This window comes from Rhizobium freirei PRF 81 (genome assembly GCF_000359745.1).
Taxonomy (GTDB): Bacteria; Pseudomonadota; Alphaproteobacteria; order Rhizobiales; family Rhizobiaceae; genus Rhizobium; species Rhizobium freirei.
Map to the genome: position 1 here is coordinate 1 of NZ_AQHN01000070.1, position 18,011 is coordinate 18,011.

General features: G+C 60.2%; 20 protein-coding genes. 10 read left to right on the forward strand and 10 right to left on the reverse strand.

Features of this window, described 5'->3' with window-relative positions; translation table 11 throughout:
- Positions 1-125: 125 nt before the first annotated feature.
- Positions 126-842, reverse strand: coding sequence for a ribonuclease PH (gene rph / locus RHSP_RS18390; protein WP_004120717.1), 717 nt, complete (start codon positions 840-842; stop codon positions 126-128).
- A gap of 172 nt (positions 843-1,014) precedes the next feature.
- Here rph and hrcA point away from each other — a divergent pair, with 172 nt between their 5' ends.
- Positions 1,015-2,103 carry a heat-inducible transcriptional repressor HrcA gene (gene hrcA, locus RHSP_RS18395; protein ID WP_004120720.1) on the forward strand — a complete coding sequence of 363 codons (1,089 nt, stop codon included), beginning with the start codon at positions 1,015-1,017 and terminating at the stop codon, positions 2,101-2,103.
- Positions 2,104-2,127: 24 nt separating this feature from the next.
- On the opposite strand, the gene RHSP_RS18400 is transcribed toward hrcA, so the two are convergent.
- Entirely contained in the window at positions 2,128-2,562 is a 435-nt protein-coding gene (locus tag RHSP_RS18400) for a GFA family protein (protein WP_004120724.1), read from the reverse strand.
- 214 nt (positions 2,563-2,776) lie between these two features.
- On the opposite strand from RHSP_RS18400, the gene grpE reads away from it, so the two are divergent.
- Positions 2,777-3,418: a nucleotide exchange factor GrpE gene (gene grpE, locus RHSP_RS18405; protein WP_004120728.1), complete on the forward strand. Its 642-nt coding sequence runs from the start codon at positions 2,777-2,779 to the stop codon at positions 3,416-3,418.
- A gap of 192 nt (positions 3,419-3,610) precedes the next feature.
- Here the strand turns inward: grpE and ptsN are convergent, their stop codons facing one another.
- From ptsN to lptC, 6 genes are all read right to left on the reverse strand, one after another.
- Complete coding sequence (gene ptsN / locus RHSP_RS18410) at positions 3,611-4,075, reverse strand: PTS IIA-like nitrogen regulatory protein PtsN (protein ID WP_004120731.1); 465 nt, start codon at positions 4,073-4,075, stop codon at positions 3,611-3,613.
- Positions 4,076-4,162: 87 nt separating this feature from the next.
- The gene (hpf, locus tag RHSP_RS18415; protein WP_004120733.1) at positions 4,163-4,738 is read right to left on the reverse strand and encodes a ribosome hibernation-promoting factor, HPF/YfiA family; all 576 of its coding nucleotides are present in this window, start codon (positions 4,736-4,738) and stop codon (positions 4,163-4,165) included.
- A 250-nt stretch (positions 4,739-4,988) separates the two neighbouring features.
- Entirely contained in the window at positions 4,989-6,545 is a 1,557-nt protein-coding gene (gene rpoN, locus RHSP_RS18420; RefSeq protein ID WP_037152874.1) for an RNA polymerase factor sigma-54, read from the reverse strand.
- Between the two features lie 194 nt (positions 6,546-6,739).
- A complete protein-coding gene (gene lptB, locus RHSP_RS18425) occupies positions 6,740-7,519 on the reverse strand; it encodes an LPS export ABC transporter ATP-binding protein (protein WP_037152877.1) in 780 nt (259 codons plus the stop codon).
- A gap of 46 nt (positions 7,520-7,565) precedes the next feature.
- Entirely contained in the window at positions 7,566-8,219 is a 654-nt protein-coding gene (locus RHSP_RS18430) for an LPS ABC transporter substrate-binding protein LptA (RefSeq protein WP_004120740.1), read from the reverse strand.
- Positions 8,216-8,902, reverse strand: a complete 687-nt coding sequence (gene lptC / locus RHSP_RS18435) for an LPS export ABC transporter periplasmic protein LptC (protein ID WP_037152880.1) — start codon at positions 8,900-8,902, stop codon at positions 8,216-8,218. Before lptC ends, RHSP_RS18430 begins: the two co-directional genes overlap by 4 nt.
- Before the next feature lie 325 nt (positions 8,903-9,227).
- Between lptC and sppA the strand changes: the two genes are divergently transcribed.
- From sppA to RHSP_RS18450, 3 genes are all read left to right on the forward strand, one after another.
- Positions 9,228-10,187, forward strand: a complete 960-nt coding sequence (gene sppA, locus RHSP_RS18440) for a signal peptide peptidase SppA (protein WP_004120744.1) — start codon at positions 9,228-9,230, stop codon at positions 10,185-10,187.
- A gap of 24 nt (positions 10,188-10,211) precedes the next feature.
- Entirely contained in the window at positions 10,212-10,517 is a 306-nt protein-coding gene (locus RHSP_RS18445; RefSeq protein ID WP_004120746.1) for an integration host factor subunit beta, read from the forward strand.
- A gap of 143 nt (positions 10,518-10,660) precedes the next feature.
- The gene (locus RHSP_RS18450; protein ID WP_004120749.1) at positions 10,661-10,993 is read left to right on the forward strand and encodes a LapA family protein; all 333 of its coding nucleotides are present in this window, start codon (positions 10,661-10,663) and stop codon (positions 10,991-10,993) included.
- Here the strand turns inward: RHSP_RS18450 and RHSP_RS18455 are convergent.
- Positions 10,985-11,455, reverse strand: coding sequence for a GNAT family N-acetyltransferase (locus RHSP_RS18455; protein WP_037152935.1), 471 nt, complete (start codon positions 11,453-11,455; stop codon positions 10,985-10,987). The genes RHSP_RS18450 and RHSP_RS18455 overlap by 9 nt on opposite strands.
- Before the next feature lie 35 nt (positions 11,456-11,490).
- Positions 11,491-11,943, reverse strand: coding sequence for an SRPBCC family protein (locus RHSP_RS18460; protein ID WP_004120754.1), 453 nt, complete (start codon positions 11,941-11,943; stop codon positions 11,491-11,493).
- Between the two features lie 115 nt (positions 11,944-12,058).
- On the opposite strand from RHSP_RS18460, the gene RHSP_RS18465 reads away from it, so the two are divergent.
- The 5 genes from RHSP_RS18465 to olsB all read left to right on the forward strand — a co-directional run bounded on the left by RHSP_RS18465 (position 12,059) and on the right by olsB (position 18,011).
- Complete coding sequence (locus RHSP_RS18465) at positions 12,059-13,186, forward strand: class I SAM-dependent methyltransferase (RefSeq protein ID WP_200863275.1); 1,128 nt, start codon at positions 12,059-12,061, stop codon at positions 13,184-13,186.
- A complete protein-coding gene (locus RHSP_RS18470) occupies positions 13,183-14,043 on the forward strand; it encodes a TrmH family RNA methyltransferase (RefSeq protein ID WP_004120760.1) in 861 nt (286 codons plus the stop codon). The genes RHSP_RS18465 and RHSP_RS18470 overlap by 4 nt, the downstream gene beginning before the upstream one ends.
- Positions 14,040-14,558 (forward strand): signal peptidase II, encoded by a 519-nt coding sequence (gene lspA, locus RHSP_RS18475; protein WP_004120762.1) that lies wholly within the window; start codon positions 14,040-14,042, stop codon positions 14,556-14,558. The genes RHSP_RS18470 and lspA overlap by 4 nt, the downstream gene beginning before the upstream one ends.
- 55 nt (positions 14,559-14,613) lie before the next feature.
- Complete coding sequence (locus RHSP_RS18480; RefSeq protein ID WP_004120764.1) at positions 14,614-16,899, forward strand: hybrid sensor histidine kinase/response regulator; 2,286 nt, start codon at positions 14,614-14,616, stop codon at positions 16,897-16,899.
- Positions 16,900-17,132: 233 nt separating this feature from the next.
- A complete protein-coding gene (gene olsB, locus RHSP_RS18485; RefSeq protein WP_004120766.1) occupies positions 17,133-18,011 on the forward strand; it encodes a l-ornithine N(alpha)-acyltransferase in 879 nt (292 codons plus the stop codon).

An 18,011-nucleotide genomic window follows, 5' to 3' on the forward strand; every position in this document is an offset into this window, starting at 1 on the left:
CAATCCCGGTGCAGCGGAGAGATGCTGGAAGGTGCGTCTTGCCCCTTCTCCCCGTACGGACGGGGAGAAGGTGGCCGATAGGCCGGATGAGGGGCAAGCCACAGGTTTCGCATTTGCCGATATCCTTAGGCGATCGCCTGCTTCTGCAGATCCACCAGTTCGGCAATGCCGTTCTTGGCGAGACCCATCAGAGTGGCGAATTCCTCTTCGCTGAAGGGCGTGCCCTCCGCCGTTCCCTGGATCTCGACGATGCCGCCCTTGCCCGTCATGACGAAATTGGCATCGGTTTCGGCCGAGGAATCCTCGAGATAGTCGAGGTCGATCACCGGCTGGCTGGCGAAGATGCCACAGGAGATGGCGGCGATATGGTCCTTCAGCACGCGGTCGACCTTGACCATGTTGCGGCTTTCCATCCACTTCAGGCAGTCGTAAAGCGCAATCCAGCCGCCCGTGATCGAGGCCGTGCGCGTGCCGCCATCGGCCTGTATGACATCGCAGTCGACGGTGATTTGGCGTTCGCCGAGTTCCTTGAGATCGACGACGGCGCGCAGTGAGCGGCCGATGAGGCGCTGGATCTCCTGCGTGCGTCCACCCTGCTTGCCGGCTGCGGCCTCGCGCTTCATGCGCTCGCCGGTTGCGCGCGGCAGCATGCCGTATTCGGCCGTGACCCAGCCTTTGCCGCTGTTGCGCAGCCACGGCGGCGTCTTGTCTTCCAAGCTTGCCGTGCAGAGCACATGCGTATCGCCGAACTTGACCAGGCACGAGCCTTCCGCATGCTTGGAAAAATTGCGCTCGAACGACACCTTGCGCATCTGATCGGTTTTTCTGCCTGAAGGCCGCATCCCACTCTCCTGAATGTTCGTTGACCGCTTCTACGACCCACAGGCCGCTTTTGCAAAGGAAAAGCAGGCCGAAAAGTCCAGCTCAGGCGGGGAGTGCATTTTTCCCTTTTGCGATTGCTAACCGAATGATTATATTTTCGCTAAGGCTCAACGGAATGGATTTGGCAGCGAAATGGTATTCACGACATCGTCGGTTTCGGATGTCATTGCTGCGCTCGACGAACGCTCCAAGGAAATATTCCGCCGCATCGTCGAAGGCTATCTGGAGAATGGCGAGCCGCTCGGTTCGCGCAACCTCTCTCGCCTGTTGCCGATGTCGCTTTCGCCGGCGTCCGTGCGCAATGTCATGAGCGATCTGGAAGAGCTCGGGCTGATCTATTCGCCGCATATCAGCGCCGGCCGGCTGCCGACCCAGGTCGGATTGCGCTTCTTTGTCGATGCCTTCATGCAGGTCGGCGATCTCTCCGCCGAGGACCGTGCCAGCATCGATCGTCAGGTGCGCGGCAGCCATCGCGACCAGCCGATGGAATCCGTCATGACCGAGGCAAGCCGCATGCTTTCGGGCATTTCGCGCGGCGCAGGTCTCGTCATTACCTCCAAGAGCGATCCCGTGCTGAAGCATGTGGAGTTCATCCGGCTGGAGGCGACCAAGGCGCTTGCCGTGCTGGTCGGCGATCACGATCAGGTCGAAAACCGTATCATCGAATTGCCGGCCGGCGTTACCTCGTCGCAGCTGACGGAAGCCGCCAATTTCCTCAACGCCCATATGACGGGTCAGACCTTGCCGGAGCTGCGCCGGCAGCTGCAAAATCTGAAGGACAGCGTGCGCAGCGAGCTCGATAGCCTGTCGCATCAGCTGGTCGAGCGCGGTATTGCCGTGCTGTCGGGCGATGACGACGATGGCAAGCCGACGCAGCTCATCGTCCGCGGCCATGCCAACCTGCTGGCCGAAGTGGGTGGCGCCGAGGATCTGGATCGCCTGCGCTTGCTCTTCGACGACCTCGAGAAGAAGGACAGCCTCATCGAGATCCTCAACCTTGCCGAAAGCGGACCGGGCGTGCGCATCTTCATCGGCTCGGAAAACAAGCTCTTCTCGCTGTCCGGCTCCTCGCTCATCGTCGCACCCTATCGCGATGAGGACGACCGCATCGTCGGCGCGGTCGGCGTCATCGGCCCGACACGGCTGAACTATGCCCGTATCGTGCCCATGGTAGATTACACGGCGCAACTGATCTCGCGGCTGTCGCGCCCCGGGATCTGATGAGAGGCGATCTGACGGCAGCGGTCAGTCGGGAAGCAGGGTTCCGGATCCGCCCATTTCGGCTGGAAAATCCTTCTGTTTCGGCAGCCCGTCCTTTAGGTGCAGCACCGTCGTCTCGTAGTTGACGTGCAGCACCGGCTGAAAATCGAGGTCGGGCAGGACGGCAGCGTAGACGTCGGTCACGCCCCACAACGGATGCTCCGTGAGCAGATGGCCGCCGCAGACCGTGCACCACTTGCGCACGCTCTTCTCGGTTTTCTGGTAGCTGCCGATCTTCTCCGCGCCCTTGGTAACGTGAACCGCTTCCGGCGGCCAAAGCGAGAAGGCATTGACCGGCCCCGCCGACCATTCCCGGCAGGAGTCGCAATGACAGTAGCCCATCGCGATTGGCTCGCCATCGGCTGCAATTTCCACCGCGCCGCAGAAGCACTTGCCTGAAAGGGATTTGTCATTAGACATTGCTCACACCCCATGCTGGCTCAGATGTATTTTAGAATATCATCACGGAGAGGAGCTGAACAGCCGACATCCCCAGTGGCCTTTTGGGTGAGGGGGTGTCTTGCTGCGCTCACAATGCCGCGAATTGGCTGTTCTTCTCGACAAAGCCTTGATTTTTTCCGGCTAAACCTCGATATCGGGCACATCCAAAAGACAAAGCAATTCGGAGACCGTCATGACCGACGAAACAACGAAAACCGGACCTGACGCTACGGCGGCCGACATTTCAGCGGATTTCGCGCAGGATGCAGCGGAAGCCGTTGATATGGTGGAACCGTCTCAGCCCGATCCGGTTGAGCTGCTGAAGGCCGAGAACGGCGAACTGCGTGATCGCTACCTTCGCCTCGCCGCCGAGATGGACAACCTTCGCCGCCGCACCGAGCGCGATGTGAAGGATGCCAAGTCCTATTCCGTGGCAAGCTTCGCCCGTGACATGCTCGCAGTGGCAGACAATCTGCGCCGCACGCTGGATGCCATCCCGGCAGAAGCGCGTGCTGGTGCCGATGCTGGCCTGAACACGCTGATCGAAGGCGTGGAGATGACCGAGCGTTCCATGCTCTCGGCTCTGGAGCGCCATGGCGTGCGCCAGCTCGAGCCGATCGGGCAGAAGTTCGATCCCAATTTCCATCAGGCCATGTTCGAAGTGCCGAACCCGGAAGTGCCGAACAACACGGTCGTGCAGGTGGTGCAGGCAGGCTTCGTCATTGGTGACCGCGTTCTGCGCCCGGCCATGGTGGGCGTCGCCAAGGGCGGCCCGAAAATCGTCGAGAATGCCGACGGCGGCAGCAACAGCACGCTCGACGAAAAAGACGCCTGATTGCCACCAAGTAACAAAAAATAAGAGCCGGATGATTTCAGATCATCCGGCTCTTATTTTTGCCTTGGTCCGATGCGATCCAGGCCGCTAAAGCATGTCGCGCAAAAGTGTGCAGCGGTTTTGCGACAACGGCCTGCGCAAAATCAAAAGACCTAAAGCGCGAGAAGCGAATCTGAAAGATTGCGACGCGCATTAGGCGGCGTTGGATGCCTGTTCTTCGTTGAGGAACGCGTAGATTGCCGAAGCGGATTCCGTGGCGCGCAGCTTCGCGACCAGATCCTGGTCTCGCAAAACGCGGGCGATGCGGGACAGTGCCTTGAGGTGGTCGGCGCCTGCGCCTTCGGGCGCGAGCAGCAGGAAGACGAGATCGACGGGCTGGTCGTCCAGTGCCTCGAAATCGACCGGCGCTTCGAGGCGCGCGAAGATGCCGGCGATGGACTTGATGCTGGCGAGCTTGCCGTGCGGGATGGCGATGCCGTTGCCGACGCCGGTGGAGCCCAGACGCTCGCGCTGCAGCACGACGTCGAAGATCTCGCGTTCGGGCAGTCCGGTCAGTTTGGAGGCCTTGGCTGCCAGCTCCTGAAGCAGTTGTTTTTTGGAATTTGCCTTCAAGGCGGGGATGATCGCATCTTGGTGTAGCAAATCTGCCAATGCCATTCTCTTTATCCTTCATGTCGCCGAGAACCGATAACGGGGAGCGGCGGCCGGCTGACTTTATGCGCAGTCGCCGCTCTTCTTCTATTCTCAGCCTTTGATATTGGCCGCGTCTATCCAGCCAATGTTACCGTCCTGTCGACGGTAGACGATGTTCAAATGTTCCTTGCCCGGGCTGCGGAAGAGCAGCAACGGCTCGTCGGTCATATCGAGCGCCATCACGGCGGTCGCGACCGACATGGTCTTCAGTTGTTTCGTGCTTTCGGCAACGATCGCCGGCGCAAAATCGGCTGGGACCTCTTCGTCGTCATCCGGTACGCCGTCCATGACGGTGTAGGCGACTTCGATATGACCGTTTGCGTGATTGCTGGCCTGATGGTCCTTGAGTTTGCGTTTGTAGCGTCGCAGACGCTTTTCGATACGCTCGGACGCCGCGTCGAAGGCAAGCTGGGGGTCCATGGCTTCGCCGGCAGCATGCAATACCACACCGCTGTCGAGGTGAAGCTTGCAATCGGCCGCAAAGCGCGAACTGGACTTATGTACCGTTACCTGACCCGAATACCCCCCGTCGAAGTATTTCGTCACGGCCATACCGATCTGGTCCTCGATCCGCTGGCGGAAGGAGTCACCAATTTCCATATGTTTACCGGAGACACGCACACTCATGGAGTTTCCCTTCTTGTAGTGGTTATTGCGCGTATCAGTTTACGCCAAGCCTCAAGCTCATCCAAGCACTTCACGCGGTCAAAGACAAATTGCGTATATCGGCCGCCTTCGGGATGATGGGGATAAGTTTCATGGTCGTGCTGTCCTGCAGCGATTGCGGCGGGCTTCTAGCCCTGCCGCATGGGAAAGTCAACTGCATCTTAACGGACTGTTAGGAGATCGACAATCTATGGTTGAACGTCGTCAATCGTCAGAAACTGGCGACTTTTGCGAGCGCGCGCTTCTCTCGACGCCGCTGTACGGACGAGGGGATGTTCATGGCTTCCCTGTATTTCGCAACCGTACGGCGAGCAAGCTCGATGCCGCCCTTTTTTAGCGTGTCGACAATATCGTCGTCCGACAGAACCGCATCCGGGGTTTCGTTTGATATCAGCAGGCGGATCTTGTGGCGTACGGCTTCAGCGGAATGGCCATCGCCGCCTTCGACCGCATTGATCGAAACCGTGAAGAAATATTTGAGTTCGAACAGCCCGCGTGGCGTCAGCATGTACTTGTTGGAGGTGACGCGGCTGACGGTCGATTCATGCATCTTGATGGCATCTGCGACCGTCTTCAGGTTAAGCGGCCGCAGATGATCGACGCCATGGATCAGGAAAGCATCCTGCTGGCGCACGATCTCGCTGGCGACCTTCATGATCGTCTTGGCGCGCTGGTCCAGGCTGCGGGTCAGCCAGTTGGCGCTCTGCAGGCACTCCGAGAGGAAGGCGTGGTCTTGGCTGGCCTTGGATACGGATGCGAAATAGGACTGGTTGACCAGCACGCGCGGCAAGGCATCGGGATTGAGCTCCACCAGCCAGCTGCCGTCAGCAGACGGACGCACGACGATATCGGGCATGATCGCCTCGGAGATGCCCGTCTCGAAGCCGCTGCCGGGTTTCGGGTTCAGCTGGCGGATTTCCGCCATCATGTCGAGCAGGTCTTCCTCGTCGACGCCGCAAAGCCGTTTCAGCATGGCGAAATCGCGCCGGGCGAGCAGTTCCAGATTCTCGACCAGCCGTTCCATGGCCGGATCGAAGCGATCCTTCTGCCGAAGCTGGATCGTCAGGCACTCGCTGAGCGACCGGGCAAAGACGCCCGGAGGATCAAGGAGCTGCAAGGCGTCGAGGACACGCTCGACGTCGCCAAGGGCTGAGCCGAGACGCTCGGCCGTTTCGTTGAGGTCGGCACGCAGATAGCCGGTATCGTCGAGCTGATCGACAAGATGCTGTGCAATCAGCCGGTCGCCAATGGCAGGAAGCAGGAAAGGGATCTGTTCGTTCAGGTGGTCGCGCAGCGACACCTGACCGGCGACGAAATCGTCCAGATCGTAGCTTTCACCCGCTTCGCCGCCGGGCATGGATTTCCACTGGCTCAGAAGCTCTGGCGCGTCTGCGCGCTGCAGATTTGCATCGTCGGAAAAAACGTTGTCGAAATTGGTGTCCAGCTCTTTGCTCAGCCTGTCGGCATGACCGGTATTGTCGCTCTCGTACCAGTCGCTCGCAAGGTCGTCCGCGCCACCTTCGGTATCGTTGTTGCGGCTTTCGCCCGCCGCCTCGAAAGGATCGCCCTTTGCCTCGCGATCACTATCGCCGCCCAAATCCTCGTCATTTGACGCAAATTCCAGCAGCGGGTTCTTCTCGACTTCCTGCGCGATGAATTGGGTCAGCTCAAAATGGGTCATCTGCAGCAACTGGATGGATTGCATCAGTTGCGGTGTCATCACCAGGCTTTGGCTTTGGCGCAGGAAAAGATTGGCCGATAATGCCATGGCGGACGCGAGACTCCCTTGAACTTCTCGGGAATTCGCGTTCTTCGTCATCAATATCTTCGCGAAATTCCAACTGGCCCAAAAATTGCGTTTTTATGGGTTTTGGTCAAGCGGAACTGTGAAGCGAAGATAGATTTCGGCAACGCGCCGGACTTCTATAATATTAGAGGGCGAACCGGCCGAATTTCAGCCTATCAAAGGCTGAAATTATCGCCGAGATAGAGCTTGCGGACTTCGGGGTTGCTGACGATATCGTTGGCTCTGCCATGGGTCAGCACTTCGCCGGCATGAATAATGTAGGCGCGGTCGATCAGGCCGAGCGTTTCGCGAACATTGTGGTCGGTGATCAGGACGCCGATGCCGCGCGCCGTCAGGTGATGGACGAGGTTCTGGATGTCGGCGACCGAGATCGGGTCGACGCCGGCGAACGGTTCGTCGAGCAGCATGAAGGTCGGGTCGGTCGCCAGCGCGCGGGCGATTTCAAGGCGCCGCCGCTCGCCGCCCGAGAGCGCGATCGCCGGCACCGCGCGCAGATTGCGAATGTGGAATTCCTCCAGCAACTCGTCGATTTTGCGCTCGCGCTTCGTCTTGTCCTTCTCGTGCACTTCGAGCACGGCGCGGATGTTTTCTTCCACCGTCAGGCCGCGGAAGATCGAAGCTTCCTGCGGCAGGTAGCCGACGCCAAGCCGTGCACGCCGATACATCGGCATCGAGGTAACATTGTTGCCGTCGATCTCGATCGTACCTTCGTCCACCGGCACCAGCCCGGTAATCATGTAGAAACAGGTGGTCTTGCCGGCGCCATTCGGCCCGAGCAGACCAACCGCTTCACCGCGCCGTACCACCAGCGAAACGCCGTTGACGACGCGCCGGGTGCGGTAGGTCTTGGTGAGGCCACGCGCTATCAGGGTGCCCTGATAGCGCGCTTTATCCGCGGCCGGTGTGCCCGATGTCGCAGAAGACGGTCCGGGCACGCCGGGTAGGGTGGTGGTGGTTGATGTCGTCACGAGGGGGCCAGTATCAGTTTTTCTTTTGTTGCTGCTGCACTTGCTGCGACTTCGGATCGAGCTGGATCTGGACACGGCCCCCGCACGAGTCCAGCTGCGCTTCGCCCGTCGACATGTGCACGGTGAGCTGACAACCGGTGAAAACGTTCGGACCGTCCGTCAGGACAACCTTCTTGCCTTTGAGGGTGGCGAGCTGGTTGGTCATGTCGAAGGCGCCGTCGTCGGCGGTTGCCGTCTGCGTGCCGGAAACGAGATAGACTTTGTCAGTCACCAGAATGTGGTCGATGTTCGTATTGCCCGACACCAGCGACTCGTTCTGCTCCTTGGCAGCCTTCGCGACCGGATTGTCCGTCTGCTTGTTGGCGTCGGCAGCCTGCTTCTTCTTGTAGAAGACGGTCATCTTGCCGGCCTGCATCGTCGTGGTGCCCTGAACGACCTTGACGTTGCCGGTAAAGACGGCCTGGCTTTCCTGATCATGGATCTCCAGCTTGTCGCTTTCGATCTGGATCGGCTGATCCTTGGAAAGAGCAAGACCAGGCATCGAGCTGGTCGTCGACTGTGCGCCTGCTTCGGCTGCGGTGAAGAGGGCAAGTGCGCTGAAGGCACAGAAAAGCCCGGCCTTGCGTAAGCCGGAGTGGAAAATTGAATTTTGCCAATAATTTATCATGAACCGCCCGGCTTCTGTTCGCTAGCTGAATTGTGAAGAGCGGACGGCTCGATATGCATCTGAACCTGCCCGTCGAACTGGATTACGCTTCCCTTATCCGTCATCTTGAGCGAACGCGCAACAACCGACATGCCGCCTCGATAGATGGCAACCTGATCCTGGCTGGACAGGTCACCCTTCTTGACGTCCAGGAACGCGGTCTTGAACTCGGCGCGCAACCCGTTGTCCATTTGGATGACGAAAGGTTCGGTCAGCTTCAGCGTGTCGGCCTGGCGGTCGAAGTCCGCGCTTTGGGCGTTCACATGCGCCATCACGTCGGTATTGACGGGCATGGATGCCTTGATCGCCTTCAGCGTGATCATGTTCGGGTTCTTGATATCCTGCAGCGCCTTTTCCGCCAGCATGGAGTAGCTGATGCCGTCCTTGTTGCGGCCGGAGATGGCGGGGCGTTCCATGACCACCTTGCCGTTCTCGATCTTGGCGCCTTCGATCTGGATCTCTGCCGGCAGATAGGCGCGGATGACCGAGACGGCTATGAAGATCAGCGAGACGATCAATGCGGCCAGCGGCAACAGCACCTTCAGTCTCCGCACGCGGGCGGAGTGAAAGGTCGCGTCCTTATACGCACTCCGCTCCGGCAATGAGCGGAGTGTCTCGCCGGGGGTCTCGATCGTATTGAGCATGCAACAGGTCCGTCTTTTCTGATCCGGAGACCGCATTCACGCCATGCGACGCTGTGTCAAAAAGCCTATCGGATCGTTTCGCATTATTGCACTGGCTTGCCAATATGGATTTTTTTCCGGAGCCAACGAAATTTGGCGGGAAAATGTGCCATAAATCGGTTTCATCAGACGGGGCGATATCCTATCTGATGAACCGGCAGAGCGACATTCCGCCGGCGACATCGCAGGCGGGAGCCGCTTTTCTCTAAGGATTGTGCCCGTTTCAAGGTGTTTATATATCCGGTTCGCGGCGCATTCAGTTTATTGCAGGGAGAAATAAGGCGTGATGGACAGTTCTGCAATCGCGGATCGGCGACAATTGCGCCGTAAGCTTGGTTTCTGGCGCGTTGTTGCCGTTCTGCTTCTCATTGCGCTTGGTTTCGCGCTTTATCGCTTTGTTGCCGGCGAGCTGCCCGACGCGCGCGGGCCGCAAATCGCCCGTGTCAAGGTTTCCGGGCTGATCCAGGACGATCCCGAACTGCTCGAGCGGCTGAAGAAGATCCGCGACAATGATCAGGTCAAGGCGCTGATCGTTTCCATCTCGTCGACCGGCGGAACGACCTATGGCGGCGAGCGTATCTTCAAAGCCATCCGCGCCGTCGCTGCCAAGAAGCCCGTCGTGTCCGATATCCGCACCGTTGCCGCTTCGGCCGGTTACATGATCGCGGCGGCCGGCGACAATATCGTTGCCGGCGATACCTCGATCACCGGCTCGATCGGCGTCATCTTCCAGTATCCGCAGGTGAAGGATCTGCTCGACAAGGTCGGCGTTTCCCTCGACGAGATCAAATCGGCACCGCTGAAGGCCGAGCCGTCGCCTTTCCACCCGGCCAGCGAAGACGCCAAGAACATGATCCGCAACATGGTCATGGATAGTTACGGCTGGTTCGTCGACCTCGTCGCGGATCGTCGCAAACTACCGCGCGAACAGGTGTTGAAGCTTGCCGACGGCAGCATATTCACCGGTCGTCAGGCGCTGCAGAACAAGCTGATCGACACGCTTGGCGGCGAGGACGAAATCCGCGCCTACCTCGAAACGCGCAAGGTCCAGAAGGATCTGCAGATCGTCGATTGGAAGCCGGAAGACAAGAGCTCCTCGTTCTTTTGGCCGGTTGCAGCTTCCAGATTGCTGAACTTGCTCGGTTATGATCCTTTTTTGAAAGAAGAAGGTCTCCAGAGGATTATGACCGATAAGTTGTTTCTTGACGGCTTGCTTTCTGTTTGGCAGGGTGCAGCCGAACAATAAATCAATGATTTAAAGGGGGTAGCCGTGATCAAATCGGAATTGGTGCAGATTGTTGCCGCCCGCAACCCGCATCTCTATCACCGCGACGTCGAAAATATCGTCAACGCGGTCCTCGATGAGATCACCGATGCGCTCGCTGCCGGAAACCGGGTCGAACTTCGCGGCTTTGGCGCATTCTCCGTCAAGAACCGTCCTTCGCGCTCCGGCCGCAACCCGCGCACGGGCGATACGGTGTTCGTCGAAGAAAAATGGGTTCCTTTCTTCAAGACCGGCAAGGAACTGCGCGAACGGCTGAATCCGGGCGCTGGCGACGAAGAAGACGATAATTGATCGATCGCTTCGGGCCGAGCCCGCTGTCGACGCCCTCTCGGACATGATTGTGCCGCGACGCGGTGGCACTTGAATTCATCAGCCTCTTTTCTATTCTGCGGCTGGAAGCGGCACGCGTGTCCGCGAACATAAGGAGCTGCGCAATGGCCAAGAAGATCGTCAATCTGCTGATATTGCTGCCGCTCGGCATTGTTTTGATCGTATTCTGCGTTGCCAACCGGCAATCGGTGACGCTGGCGCTCAATCCTTTCAGGCCGGATGATCAGGTGCTGTCGCTGAATGCGCCGCTATTCGTATTGCTGTTTGTGACGTTGATCCTCGGCATGCTCCTCGGCGCCGGCGTGACCTGGTTCAGCCAGGGAAAGCATCGCAAGCGCGCCCGCAATCAGACGCAGGAAGCCGTGCGCTGGCAGGCAGAGGCCGATAAGCACCGCACGCGCGCCGAACAGATCGCCGGCCAGCTGCCGTCAAAGTGATTCGGCGTCGCCAACAGCCTCTCTCAGCCGCATTTCCTTATAGCCGCCCTCCGGCGAGGCACCGTCGCCAATGATCTCGAAGCCGAGCCTCTGATAAAAGGATATGGCGCGCTTGTTATGGACCAGGCATTTCAGCCGGTATCGCCGCCTCGGCCAATCAGGCAGGGCGGCAAGCAGAGCCTTGCCGGCGCCGCGCCCCTGAAAGGCTGGTAGAATATAGAGCATGTGGATGAAGTCGTCCGGCTCCCAGATCGCGGCAAATCCGGCAATCATCCCGTGCTGATCCTCACAGACGAACAGGCGCTCACCATTCGAATGCGTGGCGAACTCTTCCAGCGTGAAGTGGTCGGGATCGACCCAGAGAAATGTTTCGCGGCGAACGCGCAGATAGATCTCCGCAAGCTGCGGCATATCCTGTTCGTGAGCTGGTCGGATGGTCCAGATATCGGATGTCGATGGCATGATTTCTATATGGGCGCGAAACGCGCCCACGGCAATCAGGCGTTGGCCTGATTGTTGATCGCCGACGTGAAATCGGCAAAGAACTGCTGCGCCAGCTTCTTGGCACTGGAATCCACCAGTCGCGAACCGAGCTGCGCGATCTTGCCGCCGACCTGGGCCTTGGCTTCATATTGCAGGATCGTCTCGCTGCCGTCTTCTTTCAGCACGACGTCGGCGCCGCCCTTGGCAAAACCGGCAATGCCGCCCTTTCCCTCTCCAGAGATCGTATAGCTTTCCGGGGCATTGATGTTGGAAAGCTTGACTTCGCCGTTGAAGGATGCCGACACCGGACCGATCTTCAATTTCACGGTTGCGGTCAGCTCCGTCGGAGAAAGCCTCTCCAGGCTTTGACAGCCGGGAATGCATCGCTTGAGGATCTCGGGATCATTGAGTGCAGCCCACACTGCGTCCCTGGGTGCTGCGATCCGCTCCTCGCCGGTCATGTCCATGCGCAATCCTCCCTATGTGACATTTTGTGCATGGATCATCGCAGATAGGAAAGCGCTTTGCCAAGTGGCGGCCAGATGCTATTTGCACGCACATATCAATTTTGAGACAAGCATGGTGAAACATAGGGAAAGCCGGCCCGGTCAGAAGGCCGCGGGCGGTCTCGGGGCAAAACCCCGGCGTGACATGCCCGGCAAGCCACCGGCAAAGCCCGCGCATGCCTCAAGGCTAGCCAAGCCTTCGCGCGATCATGGCGAGCGGGTGAATGAGCAGCGCGATGCTGCGACCGCCTCTGCCGCGCCCGAGCGCCCGCTGATCGTGCGATGCGGCGAACGGCCGACCGAGCGCGTGCCGGTTATTCTAGAGTCGCTCGGCGCCGGGGATTTTCACCTCATCGACAGCGGCAACGGGCTGAAGCTCGAGCAATACGGACCCTATCGTATCGTCCGCCCTGAAGCGCAGGCGCTGTGGCCGCCATCGCTCGCATCGCATGTGTGGGACAATGCCGATGCCATCTTCACCGGCGATACGGATGAGGACGGCATGGGCCGCTGGCGTTTCCCGCGCGAAGCGCTCGGCGAGACCTGGCCGCTGCAGCTGCTCGGCGTCGATTTTCTCGGCCGCTTCACCGCGTTCCGCCATGTGGGCGTCTTCCCGGAACAGATTGTGCATTGGGCATGGATGAAAGAGCAGGTCGAGGCGGCGAAACGGCCGTTGAAGGTTCTGAACCTCTTCGGTTACACCGGCGTCGCCTCGCTCGTCGCCGCTGCCGCCGGCGCGGAAGTGACCCATGTCGACGCGTCGAAGAAGGCGATCGGCTGGGCGCGCGAAAACCAGGCGCTGGGCCGCATGGAAAAGCTACCGATCCGCTGGATCTGCGAGGATGCGATGAAGTTCATCCTGCGCGAGGAGCGGCGCGGCAACAAATACGACATCATCCTGACCGACCCGCCGAAGTTCGGCCGCGGCCCGAATGGCGAGGTCTGGCATCTGTTCGAGCATCTGCCGCTGATGCTCGACATCTGCCGCGAGATCCTCTCGCCAAAGGCGCTCGGCCTCGTGCTGACGGCCTACTCGATCCGCGCCAGCTTCTATTCAATCCATGAGCTGATGCGCGAGACCATGCGCGGCGCCGGCGGCGTCGTCGAATCCGGCGAGCTCGTCATCCGCGAGGCCGGCCTTGATGGCCGCACGCCGAGCAGGGCGCTTTCCACCTCTCTCTTCAGCCGCTGGGTGCCGAAATGACACAGGATTTTCGTAGTGACGGCCCGCGCAAGGTCGGACAGGTCAAGGAGGTCACCTCGCTTGCCAATCCGATCGTCAAGGATATCAAGGCGCTGACGGTCAAGAAGTCCCGCGAGGAAAGCGGCGCCTTCCTGGCCGAAGGGCTGAAGCTCGTCATCGATGCGCTCGAGCTCGGCTGGACGATCCGCACGCTGGTCTATGCCAAGGCCGCCAAGGGCAAGCCGCTCGTGGAGCAGGTGGCCGCCAAGACTGTGGCCGCCGGTGGACTGGTGCTCGAGGTCAGCGAAAAGGTCATCGGCTCGATCACCCGCCGCGACAATCCGCAGATGGTGGTCGGTGTTTTCGAGCAGCGCTGGCGGCAGCTTCGGGACGTCAAGCCGAAGGCGGGCGAGACCTGGGTGGCGCTCGACCGCGTGCGCGATCCCGGCAATCTCGGCACGATCATCCGCACCGCCGATGCGGCCGGCGCTTCCGGCGTCATCCTCGTCGGCGAGACGACCGATCCTTTTTCGCTGGAAACCGTGCGCGCCACCATGGGCTCGGTCTTCGCCGTTCCGGTCGTCAAGGCGACGCCGGAAGAGTTTCTCGCCTGGAAGAAGAAGGCCGATGTCTCCGTCGTCGCCACCCATCTGGCCGGCGCGGTCGATTACAGAACCATTGACTACAAGAGGAAGCCCGTCGTCATCCTGATGGGCAACGAGCAATCCGGCCTTCCTGATACCCTGGCGAAAGAGGCCGATGCGCTCGCCCGCATCCCGCAGACCGGCCGCGCCGACAGCCTCAATCTGGCGGTTGCCACGGCAGTCATGCTGTTCGAAGCCCGCCGACATATCCTGACTTTGAGCGAGACCCGATGACCGAAAGCGAGACCCACGAACAGCCGATTGCAAAGCCGGCCTTGTTTTCACGGCCCCTGCCCATCCTGATCTTCATCGTGATTGCCGTTATCCTCGACCAGGCCGTCAAGATCATGGTGGACCGTTGGCTGCCGCTGCAGGAGACGGTGCCGGTCATCCCGATGCTGGCGCTCTATCGCACCTACAATCTCGGCGTCGCCTTCTCGATGTTGTCGGGCATGGACGGCTGGTTCATCGTCGGCATGCGGCTCGTCATCGTCGCCTTCGTGCTCTGGCTCTGGCGGCATACCCCCAATCACCGCTGGCTCGCTCATCTGGGCTTTGCCCTGATTATCGCCGGCGCGCTCGGCAATCTGATCGACCGCTTTCTCTACGGCCATGTGATCGACTATATCCTCTTTCACACGCAGACATGGTCCTTCGCCGTGTTCAATCTGGCTGATAGTTTCATCACGGTTGGGGCGGCCTGTGTCATTCTCGATGAACTTCTGATGCCGAAAAAAGCCAAAGCCTAAAATTCTAGCGAATCCCTGAAGGCATCGGGAACGGTGCTTATGCTAGCCAGATTGCATGAGCACTCTGGCAAATCTGCAGGGAAAGCCTGCCGCTGATATCACTCGCGACGAAACGCGATCGATCGAAGGGTCGACCGGGAACGGACTGCCCCTCGCAGAGCCGGCCGATGCGACGCGAGAAGCTGCGCGGCACGCCGTACCGCAAGCTCAGGCACGGTGGCTGCAACGTCACTGGCTGAACGGCGGTGGCCTGCTTGCCGGTATTGCCCTTCTTGCGATCGGCTTTGCCGGCGGCCCGCTGGTGCTGGCCGGAGTTCTCGGCCTCGTGGCCTTCGCGCTGGCAGTCGCCGGATTCCTCAAGGGATGGAAAGCCGCGGGCAAGCCTGCCGCTGCCGCCACCGATCTCAGCGAGAGCGATCATGATCGCCTTTGGGAGCGCAAGGAAAGCAATAGCCTGCTTGCCACCATCCACGATGCGCTCGGCGACATCACGGTGATCCGCAGCATAGACCGGCGCATTCTGGATGCCAATGCAACCTTCCGCAAGCTGACGGGCAAGTCTAATCCGGAAGGCTTGACGCTGGAAGAGACGGGCCTCGTCTTCCGCGCCGTCACCGACGCCAAACATCAGGATGCCGAGATCGCCACGCCCGAAGGCAGCCGCGTCTTCGCCTGGCACGATGTCATATTTCGCGATCCGTCAAGCGGGCAGCTATGCATACAAAGCGTCGCGCGCGACGTCACGGAAGAGAGGCAGACGGCCCGTCTTCGCGAAGATGCGAGGCTGAAGGCCGAATATAACAGCGCCGCCAAGTCGCGGTTGCTCGCCACCGTCAGCCATGAAATCCGCACGCCTCTCTCGGGCATTCTCGGCATGAACCATCTGCTTGCCCAGACGCCGCTGACGCTGGAGCAGGCCAACTACCTCACAGGCATCCGCCAGTCGGGTCACGCACTGGTGCAACTGGTCGAAGACCTGCTTGATTTCTCCACGATCGAAGTGGGCCGTTTCCAGCTGCATCCGCGCAAGGAAGCATTGCGACCGCTGCTCGAAGGCGTCGTCGAAATGCTTGCCCATCGCGCCCATGAAAAGGGCATCGAAATTGCCGCGAGCGTTGCGGCCGATGTTCCCGAGATGATGGAATTCGATCCCGCCCGGTTGCGCCAGGTCCTGTTCAATGTCCTCGGCAATGCGGTGAAGTTCACGCAGACGGGCGGCGTTCTCGTTCGCGCCGGCCTGCAAGGGCAGGATTTGACGATATCGGTGCAGGACAGCGGTCCGGGCATGACGGAAGAGGAGCAGGCGCGCGTCTTCGGCGAATTCGAGCAGGCCGGCACCGTCGTCGAAAGAAGCGCCGGCACCGGGCTCGGGCTCGCCATTTCCGCACGTATCCTGCGGGAGTTCGGTGGCAGGCTCAAGGTCGCGAGCGAACGCGGCAAGGGCACCGAGTTCACCATCGGATTCCCTGTCGGCCTGGTGGCAGAAGAGGCTGGAAACGGCCGGCACGATACTGTGCTCAAGGGCGCGCGCGTCCTGCTGCTGGCGCCCGAGGGGGCGGCAAGCACGGCAATCGCGCAGACCATTCGCACCTTGGGTGGCAATTGCCGCATAATCGGCGCCGAGGATATCGCTGTCCTGACGCGGTCGTTTGCCAGCGAAGATGGTCCCTGGACCGATCTGATCGTCGATCACCGCATGGCGCCGCTTTATTTCCGCGAGGGCAACGAGCTGACCATGCCGGCACTGCGCAAGATTTTCCTCGTCAATCCCGAGGAGCGCAATACGCATCCGCTCGATCTCTTCGACGCCTGGCTCATCCGCCCGCTGCGCGAGCAGTCGCTGATCGATGTCCTGAGCGGGCGCATGCGCGGCATGGAAAAGCGCGATACCGTGATCGAGGGCGTGTCCGAGATCGGCATTACTACGCCTGAGTCGGAGGACCCCGCACTTGAGATCCTGCTCGGCGAGGATGATCCGGTCAACGGCATGCTCGTTCGCGCCATGCTCGCCAAGGCCGGCCATAGAGTTCGTCTGGTCGAGGATTTCGATGGCCTGCGTGCCCGCGCCGAGAATGCCGAAGCGCGGCCGGACGTGATCGTCACAGATTTCAACATGCCGGGAGGCTCCGGCGCCGCCGTGCTTGCGCAACTGCGCGCGCAGGAACGCCGGCAGGGATTGCCGGCTTTGCCGATCATCGTCCTGACTGCCGACAGCCGCGATGCGATCCGCCGTCAGGCATTGCTCGCCGGTGCCGATGCTGTCATCGTCAAGCCCGTCGATCCCGATCGCCTGATGACCACCGTACAGCGACTGTCGCGGCTGACGCTCGAACGCGCCTAGCAGAGGCGATCCCATTTTCGCACGAATATTTCGGATGCCGGCTCATCAATGCCCGATGGTAGGCCATGCAGACCCTCAACCGCAGGCTATTGCTCACTCTAAGTTGGGGACGGCGCGTTCATTCGAAAATTTGCAATGGGCACGCTTCTTGCTTTTAGCCAGGCTGCGTGTCACTTTCCTGTCGCACGAATTTGGTTTATGGCGCTATATCAGCCCGCAGGGGGAGAGTCGCCATGTCCATCGAAATTTTGAATCGCGAAGCTCAGGGCGAAATGGTTCAGTCTTCAAAGGCAACGGTCGAGCCGGTTGCCAGCGATGTGCTTGGACGCATCGGAAATCTAGAAACGCGCCTTGCTCGCTCGGCGCGCGAAATCGATGCCGCTCAGGCTGTCCGCTATCGCGTTTTCGTCGAAGAGATGAACGCGCAGCTGCCGGCCGACGCCATGCGTCGGCAGCGCGATATCGATAGCTGGGATGCAGTCTGCGACCATCTTCTGGTGTTGGACCGCTCGCTCGAAGGCGATCCGGAAGACCAGATCGTCGGCACCTATCGCCTGCTCCGCCAGGACGTGGCCATGGCCAATAGCGGTTTCTATTCTTCCTCGGAATTCGACATCGACGCACTGCTTGCCCGCCATCCCGACAAGCGCTTCATGGAACTCGGCCGTTCCTGCGTCCTGCCGAATTACCGCACCAAGCGCACGGTCGAGCTGCTGTGGCAGGGCAATTGGGCCTACGCGCTGAAGCATGGCATGAGCGCGATGTTCGGTTGCGCCTCTTTCCCCGGCGTTCTTCCGGAACAGCACGCGCTGGCCTTGTCCTTCCTCTATCATAATGTGGTCGCCAAGGATGAGTGGGCCGTCAGCGCTCTGCCGTCGCTCGCCCGCACCATGGACCTGATGCCGGTCGAGGCCGTCAACCCGAAGAAGGCCTTGATGGCGCTGCCGCCCTTGATCAAGGGCTATTTGCGTCTTGGCGCCATGGTCGGCTCGACCGCGGTCGTCGATAAGGCCTTCAACACGACCGATGTCCTGATCGTCCTGCCGATCGCCAGCATCTCGGATCGCTACGTCAACTATTACGGCGCAGACGCCGGTCGCTTTGCGAGCTGA

Bases quoted from the DNA above. Each gene is read 5' to 3' on its own strand.
- rph (WP_004120717.1), bottom strand. From the start codon at position 842: ATGCGGCCTTCAGGCAGAAAAACCGATCAGATGCGCAAGGTGTCGTTC.
- hrcA (WP_004120720.1), top strand. From the start codon at position 1,015: ATGGTATTCACGACATCGTCGGTTTCGGATGTCATTGCTGCGCTCGAC.
- RHSP_RS18400 (WP_004120724.1), bottom strand. From the start codon at position 2,562: ATGTCTAATGACAAATCCCTTTCAGGCAAGTGCTTCTGCGGCGCGGTG.
- grpE (WP_004120728.1), top strand. From the start codon at position 2,777: ATGACCGACGAAACAACGAAAACCGGACCTGACGCTACGGCGGCCGAC.
- ptsN (WP_004120731.1), bottom strand. From the start codon at position 4,075: ATGGCATTGGCAGATTTGCTACACCAAGATGCGATCATCCCCGCCTTG.
- hpf (WP_004120733.1), bottom strand. From the start codon at position 4,738: ATGAGTGTGCGTGTCTCCGGTAAACATATGGAAATTGGTGACTCCTTC.
- rpoN (WP_037152874.1), bottom strand. From the start codon at position 6,545: ATGGCATTATCGGCCAATCTTTTCCTGCGCCAAAGCCAAAGCCTGGTG.
- RHSP_RS18430 (WP_004120740.1), bottom strand. From the start codon at position 8,219: ATGATAAATTATTGGCAAAATTCAATTTTCCACTCCGGCTTACGCAAG.
- lptC (WP_037152880.1), bottom strand. From the start codon at position 8,902: ATGCTCAATACGATCGAGACCCCCGGCGAGACACTCCGCTCATTGCCG.
- sppA (WP_004120744.1), top strand. From the start codon at position 9,228: ATGGACAGTTCTGCAATCGCGGATCGGCGACAATTGCGCCGTAAGCTT.
- RHSP_RS18450 (WP_004120749.1), top strand. From the start codon at position 10,661: ATGGCCAAGAAGATCGTCAATCTGCTGATATTGCTGCCGCTCGGCATT.
- RHSP_RS18455 (WP_037152935.1), bottom strand. From the start codon at position 11,455: ATGCCATCGACATCCGATATCTGGACCATCCGACCAGCTCACGAACAG.
- RHSP_RS18460 (WP_004120754.1), bottom strand. From the start codon at position 11,943: ATGGACATGACCGGCGAGGAGCGGATCGCAGCACCCAGGGACGCAGTG.
- RHSP_RS18470 (WP_004120760.1), top strand. From the start codon at position 13,183: ATGACACAGGATTTTCGTAGTGACGGCCCGCGCAAGGTCGGACAGGTC.
- lspA (WP_004120762.1), top strand. From the start codon at position 14,040: ATGACCGAAAGCGAGACCCACGAACAGCCGATTGCAAAGCCGGCCTTG.
- RHSP_RS18480 (WP_004120764.1), top strand. From the start codon at position 14,614: ATGAGCACTCTGGCAAATCTGCAGGGAAAGCCTGCCGCTGATATCACT.
- olsB (WP_004120766.1), top strand. From the start codon at position 17,133: ATGTCCATCGAAATTTTGAATCGCGAAGCTCAGGGCGAAATGGTTCAG.